Here is a 16,302-nt window from a genome sequence, read left to right on the forward strand (position 1 = left end):
GGCTAAAAATCGACTCAGTGTTAATATTTTATCATCTTTGATAAAGAACGTTGTCGATAGCATGAATTTTAGCCTAGAGCAGTTAACCACTTTCGTTGCCGTATATGAACAGCAAGCCTTCAGTAAAGCCGCTATAAAATTAAACAAGCATCGAACGACGATTGGACAAGTGATCACTAATTTAGAAGATCAGTTAGCTATCACATTATTTGAAAGACTAAGCCGAACAGTAGAACCAACGGAAGATGCAGTCCTCCTTTATCACTATGCGAAACAAACATTAGAGCAAGCCAAAACCTTTGATAGATTTGCTTTGAGCCTTTCATATGGAGGGTTAGAGTCGGTCACTATCGCCTATGCCAGTTTTTTACCTCATCACGTTGTCTCTAAGATACGTCGACAGTTATATGAAGACTTTCCATCCATGCGAGTTAATTTTCTAGTTAGAACGAAACCAGAAATCAAAGCGGGTATTGAAGACGGAAGCATACATTTTGGAATTGTAAATATATATGAAAGCAAAGTAATCAATAGCATCGATTTTACCTTTTTAGGAAATATGCCTTTCGTACCATTTGCTCATATAGGGAGTGACCTGTCTTCTTTGGCTCCCAATCAAACACTCTCGCTAATGAAGTCTTCACGCCAATTTGTGCTCAAGTCTTTAGTTGATGACAAAATGACGGAAAAAGTCATTCTTTCTTCTCAACATGAGTTTGTCGATCAATTGGCTGTGATTATTAAGCTTATTCAAGAAGACTTCGGCTGGGCGCTATTGCCAAAATCGATTACCGAGTCTGAATATGTGACTGACAATTTGGTGGCCATAAAATGTGACCAAATAAAACAAGAAATAATGGTTCCTATATCCCTTTGGTGCCCCCATTCAAAACAAATTGCCCAGGTTAAAGAATCCATCCTTAAGGTTGCAGATTATTACATAAACAAATCTGAGTACTGAAAGTCCAGACAAAAAGGACTCAAATGAGCCCTTTTTGTTCAATCATATTCCTATACACAGATTAAAATTACATTTCTTGCATGTTATTCAGTAAGTTATGGAAAAACTGGATTGAATTCGCGTATTCATCAATGAGAACTCGTTCATTCACACCATGCCAGCGAGCAGCATCCGCAGCGGATTCAACTCGAACCGCGGTGAAACGATACACATTATTGACCATGTCTGTTGCCGCAAACCATTTTGCATCAGCACCACCAATGACCAAATAAGGCACAACCGCTAGATCATCTTGTTCATTCCATGTTTGATGGATAGTTTTTTCAATCATTTGATATTCTGCTCCAGTTCCTGCAATAGGAGATGGATTAATAGACGCTGGATTATCTGTGATGGTCACACGCTCATCATTAATGACATTACTCACATATTCAGTCACTGACTCAATACTGTCTCCTTGAAGGATACGGAAGTTAACTAAGGCATCCGCACTTGGAGCCATAACGTTTTCCTTAACTCCACCATCAACAACCGTGACCGCAGTAGTCGTATGGATCATTGCTCTAGTGATCGGATTAGAATATAAATATTCCAACAGTGAATCGTCATCTTTCAATACTTTTCGTTGTTCCTCCGTCATATGTGGTGCCATCGCCTTAAATTGCTCTCGTACTGAATCCGTTAGCGAAACGGGGAATGGGTTAGATTCTAACTTAGCAATAGCGTTCGATAAAATACCTATATTTGATTCTTCCGGAGGCATAGCAGAGTGACCACCAGGTCCTTCAACTTTAAGCTCTAGAGTCAGGTAACCTTTTTCAGCAATACCAAGTAAAGCGGCAGGTTTATCAAACCCAGGGAAAATACCGGCCGTAACCGGTAACCCTTCATCAACAACCAAAGCGACTTCATTGATACCTCGCTCTTGCAGCACTTCTACAATGTGCTTAGTTCCTTCAGGTCCCCCGACTTCTTCATCTTGACCGAAAGAGAGATAAATTGTGCGCTCTGGTCGGAAGCCTTCCGCAAGTTGCATTTCAATCGCTTCCATAATGGCATGTATCATTATTTTGTCATCTAAAGAGCCGCGCCCCCAGATATATTTATCATCTATATGTCCGGAGTAAGCATCATACTCCCAGTCTTTTTCTGTTCCGGGAACAACAGGCACTACATCTTGATGTCCCATCAATACAATAAGGGGTAATTCTTTATTTTGGCCTTCCCAAGTATAAAGCAGGCTATATTCTCGACCAGCACCAAGCACTTCTTTTTTGAGCGTTTTATGCAACAAAGGATAAGTCTTTTCTAAGTAGGCATGGTAACCAGTAAATGCCTCTGAATCGAAATCGGAACGATCTTGGTTAGAAATAGTTGGGTACTGGATACCTACTGATAATCTTTGCGCGGCTTCTAATGCATTAATATGACCTTCAGTTCCTTGTGCCATCGCAGATGGTGCGAACAAAGACGAACCGAGTAAAGCAATTTTACACAAAGTGGCTATTTTTTTAGGGAACATGATTAAATCCTATTTTTGCTAAATTAAGTGCCCCATTTATTTCAATGAAGTCACGATATGAGTATTAATGTCGTGTTGATGACAGCAAGAATAGGCGCTTTTTTTAGATCGGTGTAATACCCTCCGATGGATCAAATCCATCAATCTCATGAATGTATATATAGTTGTAGCATTTTCGCGAAATTGACTCTCTTGGGTACTATTAAAATCATTGACGGTTTTATTCTGTCGTGGATTGTCAATATTAATTATAGACTTAGATTTTATTGTTACAACTAAGCTCTACTCACTCCATAAGTATGCAGGTTACATTATACCGTAGACGGATGGGGCCTTCGGGTACTTCCCTAGCTATACGCTAGGCGCTATGTACGCGGCTCAATTTATGGCTTCGATGAGGAAAACTGTAGACGTAGATTCTGTGATTCAAAGCGGCGACCTCTCCCCTATTTTCTCTTGGTTATCGGAGAACATTTGGAGCAAAGGAAGCTTGCTAACGACCGATGAATTGGTTAAGGCAGCGACTGGTGAGACGTTGAATGCTGACCATTTTCAGGCGCATTTGAGAAGTCGTTACCTTTAAACATCTAAATAACATAAGGCTGAGCAGGTTTAAGTTTCAGCCTTTCTAACCACCTCGATAATAACATCGCTTAAAGCCATATTCGAACATCTCTACGTTATGAAATTTAGATTAATCTTTTCTTTAGGATAACCTCTGTTATTCAAAATCATACCAATTTTCAAAATTTTCTGACCAAGCACTTCAGAACACTACAACGGGGTTTCCTTACCTTTTTAGAGTTACTAAAGACGTAATTTTCCTAGCATAACGATGTCTACCAATATCAGTAAGTGTTATTCCAATTTTTGCGACTATATTACCGATTATTTTTAACAGCGTGTAGAACTTACATATATCGTCTGAACTATATTCTTTATAAAAAGCATCTTCTTTTTTCAACATTTGAGTTTTACCACCATCAGGGAACGGAACTTTTCTTGATGTGTGCTTCATAAAATATCTGTTTTTCTCTCCTGCTTTTGTTTTCATTTTAGGCTCCGTGCTAACTGTATTTTCTCACTCCAACAATATTGATCTATGTGATATTTACGACAAAAATCAGAATGAGACCTTTGACTGATCTACAGATTACTAGACAATGTAATTTCATCAACAAATCGACATGCAAAGGTCTTTTCATGAATAAAAAGAAAGTGGATTGGAACGATCTTCAATTGTTTATTTCTGTAGCAAGAGAAGGTGGTCTTTCAGCAGCAGCAAAATCGAGTCAACGAAGCCCTGCAACACTGGGACGCAGGATGTTTGCACTTGAGCGTAGCTTAGGAAAAGAACTGTTTATCCGTCATGATCGTGGATATGAGTTACTTGCCGAGGGAAGAAAATTGTTAGAAGAACTAACTGTCATCGAATCAAAAGTTACTAGCTTCACAATGACAAGTTCGCAAAGCAAAAAGCCGTTAGTCAAAATCTCTGCAGGAACGTGGACGACACTTTTTTTAATCCAACATATTGATCAATATTCAGGAACGTTAGATAACACGCTTATACGCTTCATCTCTACAGAGAAAATACTGGATATATCGCACAGAGAAATAGTTATCGGCATTCGAAACAGTAGACCGACAGACGAATCTCTAGTATGTCGTAAACTTAAACGTGTCGATTTTGCACCCTATTCAACGCCAGAAGCTCCTGAATTATGGATAAAAGTTCTTGAAGATATCCCCTCAGGTCGCTGGCTTGATCGCTTTGTTATGAGTAATTCAATATGCGAAGTAAGTGTACCGAGAAACAGCCTTGATATCGCTCTTGAGAGTAAGGGCATAGCCCTTCTTCCTACTTTTATAGGAGATACGCAACCTAAACTTAAACGTGTAGGAAATATAATTGATGAACTTAGTCATGACCGATGGTTGGTGACACACCATGAGGATAGATATTTACCAGAAGTAAGGAACCTCATAATTAGACTCGGTAGAATTTTGGAGTAACTTTGATATGATTTTCTGTTGTTTACTTAGATCAACCTGAAGAGCATTGAAATGATTCATTACCAATGTCCGACTTACAATGCGTCACAAACGCACAACGCAATTCCAGTGACAATGCAGGTTACATTATACCGTCGACCAATGAGGCCTTCGGGTACTTCCCTTCCTACACTTTAGGCATAATGTATGCGGCGTATTTGAGAAGTCACTATTTGTAATGATTTAGATTGGTTAAGGCTGGGAGTTTTCTGTTACAGCCTTTTTAATTAACGTCAGGTAGGGATTCTAAAGCTCGCTTATGTACGAAAAGCTGAAAGAGTTACTTTACTGTTTCTCTCTACAATTGGAGACGTGATGTCGTGTTTAAACCTCTCCAGTGAACTTTAGAAAAACGTATGATGCTAGGGCAAAAAACGTAACTACATTGAGTGTTTCTATAACCCCTAAAAAATTCGTGGTACAAGAAACGGGGTGTCGCCTTACCAGTCTTTGTGGACAATCTTTTGCCCAAAATAGTGGGGTTATTAAAGTGGACCTTTTTACTATGCTCGGATTGCAATCTGCAATCTGCAATCTTCAATCTGCAATGCGCGGTGCGATGAAAAAACCACAAAACTCGGCAAAAATAGCATCGAAGTTTGTACAAACGCTTATTTAGAGTTGCATTAAAATTGCGACAGCGTACCGAGCAGATAAAAGAGAACCTCCATTTTACTTCTAAAAGGGATATCATAAGGAAGGTAAATGTACTTGAAAATAAGGGGAGCATAGGCTCCCCTCCCCCAAAAAAGAAACTGAAGTATTAGTTAATCAATCCAAACATTCTCGGTAAGAATAGGCTGATCTCTGGAATAAAAGTGATAGCCAATAATGTGACGATCAGTACAGCACAAAACGGCATTATGCTTCTTATAACATCTTCAATCTTAGAGCCACTGACACTACAACCTACAAATAATGCAGTACCAACTGGTGGTGTTGCAATACCAATACATAAGTTGAATATAATCATCATCGCAAAGTGAATCGGATGCATACCCAGATGCTCAGCAATCGGCATAAAGATAGGAGTAAAGATCAATACGGCAGGCGTAAGGTCCATAAACATACCAACAATCAGTAAAATCAGATTCATCAGAATAAAGATGATAATAGGATTATCTGAGATAGATAGCATCCAATCACTGATCATCGTTGGAAGACCTGTAAAAGCCATTGCCCAAGACATGATGGTTGAAGCACCAATCAAGAACAGCATAATACCGGTGACCTGAACTGTTTCTCTGCAAATTAGTGGGAAATGCGACCACTTGAGTGTTCGGTAACAGAGTGACAGTGCAAAAGAGTAAAGAACCGCTATACATGCACCTTCTGTTGCGGTGAATACGCCTCCAATAATGCCGCCAATAACAACAAAAATAAGCCCTAAGCTTGGCGTTGCTTGCCAGACAATGTTCAATACATCTTTAGTTGTGAAGCCGTCATTAGCACTTGTTTTGTAGCCTTTCTTTTTAGCAATGAAATAGGCTACGACCATACAGCTTAAACCCATTAAAATACCTGGAACATAACCTGCAATAAACAGTGCCGCAACCGATGTTCCACCCGATACAACTGAAAATACGATTAATGAATTACTCGGCGGAATCAGTAAGCCTGCTGGGCAGGATGCGACATTTACTGCTGTTGCTAAGTTTTTATCATAACCATCTTTTTCTAATTCAGGGCCTAAGGTTTTACCAACCGCTGCCGCTGCCGCAACGGCTGATCCAGAAACTGCGCCAAACATCATATTGGCAAAGATATTAACGTGTAAAAGTGAACCAGGGATCCAGCCAACCAAGAGCTTTGCAAGGTTAATAAGTCGACCAGCGATACCACCCACATTCATTATATTCCCGGCGAGGATAAAGAAAGGGATAGCTAATAAACTGAAACTATCAATACCAGTAATAATTTTTTGACCCGCAGTAATACTTGCGACTTCAAACGGTAAAATAAAATACATGATAGTCAAAGACGACATTGCAATTGCAATTGCAATTGGCATGCTTATCGCAATCATGAATAAGAATAGGCCTAGCAGCCAAACACCAATGGACAAGTCCATAATTTAGAGTCCTTTTTAAACTTATTTTTTGTTAGGTTCACAAAAAAGGTCAATCGTATTTATTGCCAAATAAATGAGAATAACAACGGCTGAAATAGGTAATATTGAATAAACCGTAGACATCGGTAATTGCAATGCAGGTGATAATTGTTGTGTGGTTCTTCCCATTAGAGCGATACCACCTTTAAGCATTGCTAAAGACACAAATGCGCTTGAGATTACATTGATGAGTATATGTAATGCTTTATGTGCTTTTCCCTTAAGATAACCATCCAATAACGTTATTGCTAAATGTCCTTTTATACCGAATAAGTAGCTTGCTCCTAATAAGCCAAGCCATACCATCGCATAACGAGCGAGTTCATCAGTCCAGTTACTTGGGTCATTCAACACATAACGACTAAAAACTTGCCAAGTGACAGTAACTACAAGCAACATTAATGCAAAAGAAGAAATAAAGAGAATCAACCTATCAAGTAGGTTTCTGAAAGTTGTTAACATGGAATGATACCTCAAAAAATTTTGCCCCAGCAAAGCCAAGGCAAAATTATATTTTTACTAATACTAATTAAAGAGCTTCAATTTTCTCAATAAATGAAGCTAGTTTAGAATCTTTTTTAGCTTCATCAATCATAGGTTTAACAGCCGTACGGAAAGGGGCTTTATCGACTTCAACAAATGTTACGCCTTCTTTGATTCCTTTCTCTTTGTTCATGTTGTCTGTTGCGTCCCAGATATTGATCTGTTCTTCAAGAGACTCAGCGGCTGCTTCTTTTAAGATTTTTTGCTCTGCTGCTGTTAATGAATTCCATTTATTCTCTGAAATGATAATCACATCAGGTGTCATCATATGCTGATCCATAGAGTAAAATTTAGCAACTTCACTATGTTTCATTTCAACTAAGCTAGAAATATTATTTTCAGCACCGTCAATTACGCCTTGTTGTAATGCAGTGTAAACTTCATTGAATGGTACAGGTGTTGCCTTCCCACCTAATAGATTAACCATTTCCATCATGGTTGGAGAACCTGGAACACGAACTTTCATACCAGCAAGATCAGCAGGTGAGTTAATTGCTTTTTTAGCGTAGAAACTACGTGTACCAGAATCATAAAAAGTAAGACCAATGAAACCTTTACCTTCGCTTGAAACTAACATCTCTTGTGCTACTTCACTTCTCATGAATTTTCTCATGTGTGGAACATCACGGAATAAAAAAGGTAGTGCATTAACTTTAAAAGTTGGTTCAAAAGATTCTGCTAATCCACCATTGATTTTAGCCATATCAATCGCACCAGTAACAACTTGCTCAGCTTGATCACGTTCAGAACCTAGTTGACCGTTTGGAAAAATCTTAATAGTCAGGTCGCCATTCGATTTTTCTTTAACTTTATCTGCCATGATCACCATACCTTGGTGAGCAGCGCTTTCTAATGACATTGCATGTCCAAGTGTTAACATTTTTGCAGATACATTTACGCTAGTAAAAAAAGATGTAATAAGTAAAGGTAATATTAGTTTCTTCATTATGTTGTCCTTAATATATTTATGTAATAACTGATGTTTTGAACATTGGATATAAGCAATCTTTAAAACATTACTCTCCAAAAGTTGAAGATCATAATACTAATGTAGTCTTGTATTACAATAATACGACGTAAGAAGCATGATCAAAGCACTGTGTTAGATCACATTTTTAGCCTATATTCTACATTATCGCTCTTTTTTACCGATTTTAGTTAACCTGAATTACCTTAAACGAGCCACTTAACGTGGTCGATTAAGTTTTTAAAATCTTATAATATTAATATATCCCGAAATCAACTTATCCCTATTCCAGTAACATCAAGTACGTTTATTCAATTCTTATTAAACTTTGTTAATACTATTAATTGCGTTATCTCATAAAGGTTCTTGAAGGTACGTTTTGAAGCAGGATATTCTGTGCCTATCCACTTATAATGCGGGGGACAATACATTTGACCGATGGGGCCCTCTGATACTTCCCTTCCTACACTTTAGGCACAATGTGTGCGGCGCATTTGAGAAGTCGCAACCTTTAATCGCATTGATAATTTAAGGTTGGTTAATTTCTGTTCCAGCCATTTAAATCTTACTAATAATCACAACTGACAAATTGTGCTTTAACACATTTGGACAAACGTTTGCCAGTGCATTTACCAATGTTGCATTTCACGGATTATCTCAGGTATCGATAAACACTAAATTATCTATATGCGGCAAGCCAAGTTCATTCAACCACTACAGCAATAAGAATGCGAACAGGGGCTAGATGTGGGCTTTATATGAGAAATCGTTAACCCACAAAGGAATATATGTAAACGAAAAAGACTAAAATTTAACCTATACTTTTAACCGAGACCGCTGAAAAATATAGGAAGTGATAATATGGAAACTCAACATTTTGAACCATCGGCACTCGCTTACAAGCGTGTGACTGGCCCTTATGGTGAAAATTATGAATTGCCTTGTGAGCAGTTGTACCAATGGTCCGAGGAAAAGGGTGTGGCGGATAGCCAATGGATATTCGTCTACAGAGATGACCCTATGGTAACATCGCCACAAGATTGCAGAACGGATATATGTTTGTTAGTTCCAGATGACACTGAGTTTACCAGTGTTGTAAGTAAAGCGTATTTTGATGGAGGGCGGTATGCATTTATTCGGAAAGTTATTGAGGATAAATCTGAGTATCCACTGATGTGGCAACAATTACTTAAAGAAGCGGGAGAGCATTTCGAGTGGGATGATGATCGAACTTGTGTCTGTTTCGAGCTTTATCATAGTTACGATATGGAAACACACATAGCAGATGTGAGTTTTTGTATTGCGGTTAAGTAATTAAGGCACCAGATTGTTTGCTGGTAGGTGGAGAGACCGCTAGATAAACGCAAACAGAGAAAACAGTAACCGCAATACTGGGTTCTTATTCTCTCTTTTGGCATGATTTCTATTTGCTGTCGATAAAACTTTCTACATTGTCGACCATAGAGGGATAGTCAACATAGAGTGGTGATCTTTAATGAAGCTTTGTAGGATCACTATCTACTACAAAAAATTCTATCGTGACATCCGTTTCGCGAATCATTGTTAAAACCACTCATTGTTGTGTCTTATTATTCACAAAATATTGCCATTCTGGGCGCGGCTTGAGATATCATTTTCTCTTTACTACTCCCAACTGCGCTGTTGCTCCTCTGTCTCCATATGCGCGTTGGTCTTAGGGTTATAAAATTCAACCGCTTAGGCACATTAATTGAACAAAAATGACAACATTTTAAATCAAGTGCTTAATCTTTTGCTGGTTATTAGGCTAACTTATACTTTTGACGCTAAAGAGACTAAACCCCATGCCCACAAACAGCCCACCACTGATACGATGGAACCACTTTACGTTTTTGGAATTGGAAAGAAACCCTTGGCTTCTTTGTGCTAAGTAACCGTAAGTAGATAACGAGAAAAACGAAAAGAGCATGAATATTAGTGTCATTAATGAAAACTGAAAGAATAATGGTTGGTGAGCGTCTATAAACTGAGGAAAAAGCGCTGTAAAAAATATTATCGGCTTTGGGTTTGTAATCGCGATAAGAAAACCTTCTTTAAAATAAGAAAAAAGCGTACGTTGTTCTTTTACGTGCCTAAACGTCGTCTCTTTTTGAGTTACATTACTCGCGCGGATTTGCTTGATACCCAAATATATTAAATAACACGCTCCGACTACTTTTACGACCAAAAACAAGGTGGACGATGCAACAAGGATCGCACTCAACCCTGTAATAGAAATAATAGATAGGATCATCAAGCCAATAATGTTACCGAACGCCGATACCATCACACATCTCACGTTATTAACGGCCCCATTATAGATAGCCAAAAATACCGCTGGGCCAGGGCTAATAATGTAAAAAAACGAGACAAAAATATAGGTTAACAACGTATCATGATTCATTTTTTATCCTCTAACGTAATTCCATAGTACTCTCGATCATATTTAACCTTACTATATCACTTCCTAAACCTGTAGTGGTTTAGTCATTTTGGCCACTATGTTGGATTTCTCTTGATAACAATTTGTAGGGAAAAACTTAGACCTAAACTAAAGAGCCCATTCTTACGCAATACAATGTATAGAATCCACGCCCTCCTTTGCCATACTAAACTTAGGAGAGTGTGTGTCCTCGTTGATTTTGGACCATTAATTCAACATATTCACCAGCAAGCTCTTATCTACTTAAGGCCAATTTAAATTTTACGCTTTATCAGACGGGTGACTATCTTTCTCAAAGTCCTTGACTCGTTGATATTGGGTCCAAACATATTCCGGTGCCGAGCAAGCACAATCGTCACAGATGATATGGAGTTCTTTCTCTTCCCCTCCCCATATAGGTATTTGAGAGAGCAACGATAAATGACAACTCCCGCAAAAAGGACATTTTATTTTAAGACTCATAGTTTATCCTTAACCAAGTTCACTCCAGTGTTGGTATCAGAACGTTTCGAAAAACGCACAACATGCTTTAGCAGTTGCCTAACATCGTCATTCAACATAAATAAACAAGGCAAAAGGAATAGGGATATCAAGGTTCCGAAAACAACCCCCCACGCCATCGCCATAACCATAGGTGCAACAAAAGGGTTATAACCACCCAGTCCGTATGCTGTTGGTAAGAGCCCCACCAACGTCGTTAATGATGTAATCAATATTGGTCTAAAGCGTTTTGAGGCCAGATCTGCAACCAGTTTTGGTTCTCCATAGCTTTCCACCTTATTCAAGGTAAATATCATGACTACAGCATCATTAACTAGCACACCAACAAGCCCTAATACACCTATAAGAGCTAGGAAACTTAAAGGTAACCCTTGAACTGCGAATGTGGCAAGGACACCCATAATTGAAAAGGGTATAACCGCCAACACAAGCAAGGGTTGGCTGTATGAGTTGAATAACACAACAAGAACTAAAAGTATCATCATTAAACTTCCGGCAAATGCGATGCTCAATTCTGTGTAACTTTCTTGCTGTTGCTCTAATTCTCCACCTTGATAAAAAGCAAGATCAGGGTAATTAACGTGCCAGTTTTGGGCAGATATATAATCCCCAAGAGCTTTATTTACCTCAAGAACGTCCGTTTTGCTTCTGTCAATTTCTCCATATACAGTTAACGTTCTCCTACCATTAAAGTGTTTTAGATCCGCTTCCCCAGGACGCAATACGAAATCTGCTATCGAGCTTAACGCAATAGTCTGTCCTTCATGGTTAACCACATAAAAATCTTGTAAAACACTTATTTTTTCTCTATCAGTTGATGGTAGTCTTAAACGGTAATAAACTCTTTCAGATGCTAATTGCTGTTCAGATATAAGTAAACCATCGAGCGCTACTCTCACCGCATCAGCAACCTGCTTCACACTCAACCCATAAGCAGCAAGTTTGTGATCGTAAAACTGTAGATCTAATATAGCTTTACCCGTTTTACTGCTGTCCCAAACATTTGTAATTCCAGGAACCGTTTGAAGGTAATCTATTAACTCTTTCGCGACAAATTGCTTTTCCATTCCGTCTGACATAATTTCAAGCTCTATTGGCTTACCCATTACTGGCGTATCTTTTAAAGGCTCAACCCTTAGTAATTGATAACCTTCTAACTCTCCAGCTAATGATTGTATCTGAGCCAACGTTATGCGCTGATCTTGTAAAACCTGATTCTGTGGTTTTAGATAAATAGTGAGTAATGCCCATGCTTGATTTCGTCCAAATGACCCACCATAAAGATCTGTATCATGATGACCGACTTGACTCACAATGTTTAACAAATCACTTTCAGGCACATTTTTTCTGATTAATGCCTCTAATTCTGTGACTTTATTGATTGTTTCATCGAAAGGGCTGCCACTTGGTAGTTCAATCGATACATTAATCGTATCTACCGCAGTTTCTGGATAAAGTTGAAATCGAACTGACGTAGCACTGACTATAGTTATTCCAACAAAAATTGTTACAATGCCCAATGTCGCAATTTTTCTTCTTACTAGTAACCACAGAATAATTTGACGATAGACATCTCGAAGTTTATTTAGCCAGCGTCTTGGTGAAGGTTTGAATGAACTGTGAGCCAAATGTGCAGGGAGCAAAAACTTACTTTCCAGTAGAGAAGCCGAAAGAGTTAACATTACGACGACAGGAATCGCAGCGATAAACTTTCCCTCTAATCCACCCAAGAAAAATATTGGAAAAAAAGCCAACATAGTGGTCAGTACACTTACAAATACAGGTGCGGTAATATCTCTTGTGCCCATTATCGCAGCCTTGATCGGATCAAGACCTTGTTCTTTACGAACCTGAATAGCCTCTCCAGTAACAATTGCATCGTCGACCAACATACCCAACACAAGAATAATAGACATTAGTGTTAAGCTATTTACGGACAAACCAAGCCAAAGCATTGCGCAAAAGGTCAGTAATATAGAAAATGGAAGTCCAACGCTAACCCAAAAAGCCATGTGTCTACCAAGAAATAACCATAGAATGACAAACACAGAAACAAGCCCTATTACGGCATTACTGTATAACGTGTCTAGCATATCACTGGTAAACCTAGAAACATCATTAACAAATTTAAGCTCTAAACCAGGTCTAATCGGACTGTTTTCAATTAATTGGCGAATGTTTGAAATAGTTTTCAGTTCATCTGCGCTGCTTTTTTTCTTTATTAGCAATGCTATACTTAACTGACCATCAGTCCGCACCTGAACATCCCACTTCTCGTACGACGGCAAAATTTGAGCTACATCTCTTAAACGAACTTCATTCCCTGGGCTGCTACTACGAATAATAACTTCACCCACCTCACCGGGATTTTTAAACTGTCCTATACTTAAAACTTTTTTTTCACCCGCAAACGACGCGACAGAGCCACCACTATCTCTCACATTTCTCAACGAAAATGCTTGTTCAATTTCTGCAAAGCCTATTCCTAATTGCCATAACTTTTTCTGATCCAATTCAATGCTTATCTCAGGGCGGCGGTATCCTACACGTTCAACTCCAACCACATCAGGTAGCGAACGAAGCTTTTGTTGCCAATGTCTAGCTTGTTGACGTAATACCGATTCAGACACATTCCCGGTTAAGTGAAGCTCAGCAACAGCAAGGTTATCGGTGGATAACTCTTCTACAAGAGGCTTTTCGATAAGGTCTGATGGCAACCTAGATTGTGCTCTGTCTACCGCTTTCTGAATATCTACAATCAGTTTCGATGTTTCACTCTCAGAGTCTAACGTAAGCGTCAGCAAAGAAAGATTCTCCATACTACGAGATACTATTTTCTTTACACCTCTTACTTTCAATAGCTCCTCTTCAAGGGGTGCCGAAATGGATAATTCTACTTCTTCCGGACCAGCCCCTGCTTTGGTTGTCGTGACCTTAACGATACCCATATCAATTTTGGGTACAACTTCATATTGCAGTCCCTGTAGGCTCAGCAACCCCATGATAACCACTAAAACCATGACCAAATTGCCTAATTTCGGTCGCTCGATAAAGAGCGACAGCAATGAACCTAAAGTTACTTTACTTTTACTGTTCATGCCCCCCCCTTATCGTCACTAAACTACCATTTACCAAAGTACCAGCACCTGTAACTGCTACAATATCATTGCTCTTTAAACCTGAAGTAACATGGATTCTTTCATTTAAATTGTATTTCAGTTCTACTGGTTGACGAATAGCGACTGAGTCTTTAATCAAAAACACTACATACTCCCCTTTATCTACAACTAATGCAGATTCTGGAACTATAAGTTGTCTTTTCAATGGGATGGTCTTAAGTTCAACTTCTACCCCCATCCCAGCTTTATATTCACGCTGACTATTGCTAATAAGTAACTTCACCTCATAGTTGCCAGTCTTAACATCAGAATGTGACGCTATAGATACCACTTCAGCGATAGAAGCCCCAACGATAGTCTTAATAACTGCGGAGTTTCCAAGTTTAATCAGAGGCAACATTTTTTCACCAACAAAAACAGATACCTTCATACTTTCATCAACCTCGACCTCAAGCAACGATGTGTAAGCAATAGCATTTTCGTTTGGATCGACTTTTCGTCGGCTAATTGTTCCTTCTACCGGGCTAACTAGCTCTCGTCGAACAAGGTCTCTATCAATCAAATCACGCTCACTTTTTATAGCTGAAACGAAAAAACGACTTGAATCGAATTCAGCTTGCGCGTTATCCAATTGCTGCTGCGAAACAGAGTTATTATTTTTGAGTTCTCGCATACGGAGTAAGTTTTTTTCAGCTTTAACGAACTGACTCTTTGCTTGAGCCAATGTATGACGAAGCTGACTTTTTTTAAGTTCAATCTTAGAAAGATCAAAATGCAAAAGTGTCTGTCCAACTTTTACTCTATCACCCTCCTCTACCAGTACAGACTGAATAGGTGCAGAGAAATCAACGTTAATGGATACAGAAGAGACGGGTTCAAGCACCCCGTAAAGAGAAAGAGTTGCTTGTGTTTGAGTTGGCACTACCATTAAAGTTTCTACCGAGATCGCGCTAGTTTTAACCTCATTTGATGAAGTCGATTCAATACCTTCTTTACATGCAGTTAATAAAAGTAACGTTATTAAGCTAATATGAAGTTGCTTCATAATTTTCCTTCATGGAGACTAAAGCAGATAATTTTGCATAAACTTCGCCAGTTCTCTCTACATTGGATGGGGTCATCAAGCAAATACCAATGAATCATTGAACCACCAAAATGAGCGTCTAGAATTTGGACAACTGTCGAAACTTGGCTCTTTGTAAGTGATGGGAATTGATTACTTACCACCTCTGCATAACGATCTAAGCTACTTTTGGTTAACTGTGTCACGCCTTTCTTAAACTCAGGTTCAAACATAGCTTGCTGAATAAACACCATCAGCGCTTTTAACTCAACTGGCCGTTGTTCCATAGCATTAAAAGTCAAATCACCAATAAAAGATAAATACTCTTCCAGTGAATTAAACTGCATATGATCATTTCCCAAGTTCAAAAACCCGTCAACAAGTGTTTGAAATGCCGAAATTTTTAACGTATTTAAACTATCAAAATGATGATAAAGCCCGCCTTTACTTGTATTGGCTTTCTTGCTTAATGCACTGGTGGTTAATTTTTCTATACCAGAAGTCCCAACGATTTCAATCGTCGCTTCTATAAGCGTTTTTTTCATTTTCTCAGCAGCTAACTGTTTTTTATTCACATCAAGCACTCCTATTCCTATTTCAATAGGATAACGCATACCGACCGTTCGTTCAACATTGAAAAATGCATTGATTGTAATAAGATTTCGATATTGTTCAGGCTAAGGCTTTTAAAATGAAATTAAATACCTTCACGGAACACAGTAAGCCTGTATCACTCCCTCTGGGAAGCCGATAGTGATGCAGGTATAGGAGATTGGAATAAGCGAAGGCTGCATTGTAACGATGCAGATACAAACTTGTGTCTGGCCACGAAAGTAAGCCCACTTCCGATTGGTCTCCCGTTGTAAGTGAATTCGAAGATCTTTTTTGTCTAAGATTGTATTCAAAGTCTAGCAATCTGATGATTGCTAGACGGGCTCTAGGTTATGCCTAAAAATGTTTAACAAAGAATTTGAGAAATAGAAAATTGAAAAAAAAATTA

The 16,302-nt window shown here is 38.7% G+C and carries 14 protein-coding genes and 1 pseudogene; 5 read left to right on the plus strand and 10 right to left on the minus strand.

The annotated features are described in order from the left end of the window. The first annotated feature begins 61 nt into the window (after positions 1–61). Entirely contained in the window at positions 62–961 is a 900-nt protein-coding gene (locus tag L3V77_RS08865; protein ID WP_275136733.1) for a LysR family transcriptional regulator, read from the plus strand. Positions 962–1,028: 67 nt separating this feature from the next. On the opposite strand, the gene L3V77_RS08870 is transcribed toward L3V77_RS08865, so the two are convergent. Then, a complete protein-coding gene (locus L3V77_RS08870; RefSeq protein ID WP_275133817.1) occupies positions 1,029–2,483 on the minus strand; it encodes a M20 family peptidase in 1,455 nt (484 codons plus the stop codon). Between the two features lie 322 nt (positions 2,484–2,805). Between L3V77_RS08870 and L3V77_RS08875 the strand changes: the two are divergent. Next, a pseudogene (locus L3V77_RS08875) lies at positions 2,806–3,066 on the plus strand (carboxypeptidase M32); the annotation flags it as partial. 207 nt (positions 3,067–3,273) lie between these two features. On the opposite strand, the gene L3V77_RS08880 reads toward L3V77_RS08875, so the two are convergent. Further along, positions 3,274–3,537: a hypothetical protein gene (locus L3V77_RS08880; RefSeq protein WP_275133818.1), complete on the minus strand. Its 264-nt coding sequence runs from the start codon at positions 3,535–3,537 to the stop codon at positions 3,274–3,276. Positions 3,538–3,686: 149 nt separating this feature from the next. On the opposite strand from L3V77_RS08880, the gene L3V77_RS08885 reads away from it, so the two are divergent. Together L3V77_RS08885 and L3V77_RS08890 are read left to right on the plus strand one after the other, a co-directional pair. Continuing rightward, entirely contained in the window at positions 3,687–4,499 is an 813-nt protein-coding gene (locus tag L3V77_RS08885; RefSeq protein WP_275133819.1) for a LysR family transcriptional regulator, read from the plus strand. A gap of 424 nt (positions 4,500–4,923) precedes the next feature. Further along, positions 4,924–5,157 (plus strand): hypothetical protein, encoded by a 234-nt coding sequence (locus tag L3V77_RS08890; RefSeq protein WP_275133820.1) that lies wholly within the window; start codon positions 4,924–4,926, stop codon positions 5,155–5,157. A 144-nt stretch (positions 5,158–5,301) separates the two neighbouring features. On the opposite strand, the gene L3V77_RS08895 is transcribed toward L3V77_RS08890, so the two are convergent. The 3 genes from L3V77_RS08895 to L3V77_RS08905 form a co-directional block, all read right to left on the minus strand. Continuing rightward, complete coding sequence (locus L3V77_RS08895) at positions 5,302–6,609, minus strand: TRAP transporter large permease (RefSeq protein WP_275133821.1); 1,308 nt, start codon at positions 6,607–6,609, stop codon at positions 5,302–5,304. 21 nt (positions 6,610–6,630) lie between these two features. Next, on the minus strand, positions 6,631–7,110 hold the full coding sequence (locus L3V77_RS08900) for a TRAP transporter small permease (RefSeq protein ID WP_275133822.1): 480 nt from the start codon (positions 7,108–7,110) through the stop codon (positions 6,631–6,633). A 67-nt stretch (positions 7,111–7,177) separates the two neighbouring features. Next, positions 7,178–8,137 (minus strand): TRAP transporter substrate-binding protein, encoded by a 960-nt coding sequence (locus tag L3V77_RS08905; RefSeq protein ID WP_275133823.1) that lies wholly within the window; start codon positions 8,135–8,137, stop codon positions 7,178–7,180. Positions 8,138–9,019: 882 nt separating this feature from the next. Between L3V77_RS08905 and L3V77_RS08910 the strand changes: the two genes are divergently transcribed. Continuing rightward, positions 9,020–9,472 (plus strand): GyrI-like domain-containing protein, encoded by a 453-nt coding sequence (locus L3V77_RS08910; protein ID WP_275133824.1) that lies wholly within the window; start codon positions 9,020–9,022, stop codon positions 9,470–9,472. A 472-nt stretch (positions 9,473–9,944) separates the two neighbouring features. On the opposite strand, the gene L3V77_RS08915 is transcribed toward L3V77_RS08910, so the two are convergent. From L3V77_RS08915 to L3V77_RS08935, 5 genes are all read right to left on the minus strand, one after another. After that, positions 9,945–10,580, minus strand: a complete 636-nt coding sequence (locus tag L3V77_RS08915; RefSeq protein WP_275133825.1) for a LysE family translocator — start codon at positions 10,578–10,580, stop codon at positions 9,945–9,947. 300 nt (positions 10,581–10,880) lie between these two features. Further along, on the minus strand, positions 10,881–11,081 hold the full coding sequence (locus L3V77_RS08920; RefSeq protein WP_275133826.1) for a hypothetical protein: 201 nt from the start codon (positions 11,079–11,081) through the stop codon (positions 10,881–10,883). Beyond that, positions 11,078–14,218: an efflux RND transporter permease subunit gene (locus L3V77_RS08925; RefSeq protein ID WP_275133827.1), complete on the minus strand. Its 3,141-nt coding sequence runs from the start codon at positions 14,216–14,218 to the stop codon at positions 11,078–11,080. Before L3V77_RS08925 ends, L3V77_RS08920 begins: the two co-directional genes overlap by 4 nt. Beyond that, positions 14,208–15,284: an efflux RND transporter periplasmic adaptor subunit gene (locus tag L3V77_RS08930; protein WP_275133828.1), complete on the minus strand. Its 1,077-nt coding sequence runs from the start codon at positions 15,282–15,284 to the stop codon at positions 14,208–14,210. Before L3V77_RS08930 ends, L3V77_RS08925 begins: the two co-directional genes overlap by 11 nt. Further along, a complete protein-coding gene (locus L3V77_RS08935; protein ID WP_275133829.1) occupies positions 15,281–15,916 on the minus strand; it encodes a TetR/AcrR family transcriptional regulator in 636 nt (211 codons plus the stop codon). The genes L3V77_RS08930 and L3V77_RS08935 overlap by 4 nt, the downstream gene beginning before the upstream one ends. Between the last annotated feature and the right edge of the window lie 386 nt (positions 15,917–16,302).

Origin of the sequence: Vibrio sp. DW001 (assembly GCF_029016285.1) — a bacterium.
Taxonomy (GTDB): Bacteria; Pseudomonadota; Gammaproteobacteria; order Enterobacterales; family Vibrionaceae; genus Vibrio.

Bases quoted from the DNA above. Each gene is read 5' to 3' on its own strand.
- L3V77_RS08865 (WP_275136733.1), top strand. From the start codon at position 62: ATGAATTTTAGCCTAGAGCAGTTAACCACTTTCGTTGCCGTATATGAA.
- L3V77_RS08870 (WP_275133817.1), bottom strand. From the start codon at position 2,483: ATGTTCCCTAAAAAAATAGCCACTTTGTGTAAAATTGCTTTACTCGGT.
- L3V77_RS08880 (WP_275133818.1), bottom strand. From the start codon at position 3,537: ATGAAAACAAAAGCAGGAGAGAAAAACAGATATTTTATGAAGCACACA.
- L3V77_RS08885 (WP_275133819.1), top strand. From the start codon at position 3,687: ATGAATAAAAAGAAAGTGGATTGGAACGATCTTCAATTGTTTATTTCT.
- L3V77_RS08895 (WP_275133821.1), bottom strand. From the start codon at position 6,609: ATGGACTTGTCCATTGGTGTTTGGCTGCTAGGCCTATTCTTATTCATG.
- L3V77_RS08900 (WP_275133822.1), bottom strand. From the start codon at position 7,110: ATGTTAACAACTTTCAGAAACCTACTTGATAGGTTGATTCTCTTTATT.
- L3V77_RS08905 (WP_275133823.1), bottom strand. From the start codon at position 8,137: ATGAAGAAACTAATATTACCTTTACTTATTACATCTTTTTTTACTAGC.
- L3V77_RS08910 (WP_275133824.1), top strand. From the start codon at position 9,020: ATGGAAACTCAACATTTTGAACCATCGGCACTCGCTTACAAGCGTGTG.
- L3V77_RS08915 (WP_275133825.1), bottom strand. From the start codon at position 10,580: ATGAATCATGATACGTTGTTAACCTATATTTTTGTCTCGTTTTTTTAC.
- L3V77_RS08920 (WP_275133826.1), bottom strand. From the start codon at position 11,081: ATGAGTCTTAAAATAAAATGTCCTTTTTGCGGGAGTTGTCATTTATCG.
- L3V77_RS08925 (WP_275133827.1), bottom strand. From the start codon at position 14,218: ATGAACAGTAAAAGTAAAGTAACTTTAGGTTCATTGCTGTCGCTCTTT.
- L3V77_RS08930 (WP_275133828.1), bottom strand. From the start codon at position 15,284: ATGAAGCAACTTCATATTAGCTTAATAACGTTACTTTTATTAACTGCA.
- L3V77_RS08935 (WP_275133829.1), bottom strand. From the start codon at position 15,916: ATGCGTTATCCTATTGAAATAGGAATAGGAGTGCTTGATGTGAATAAA.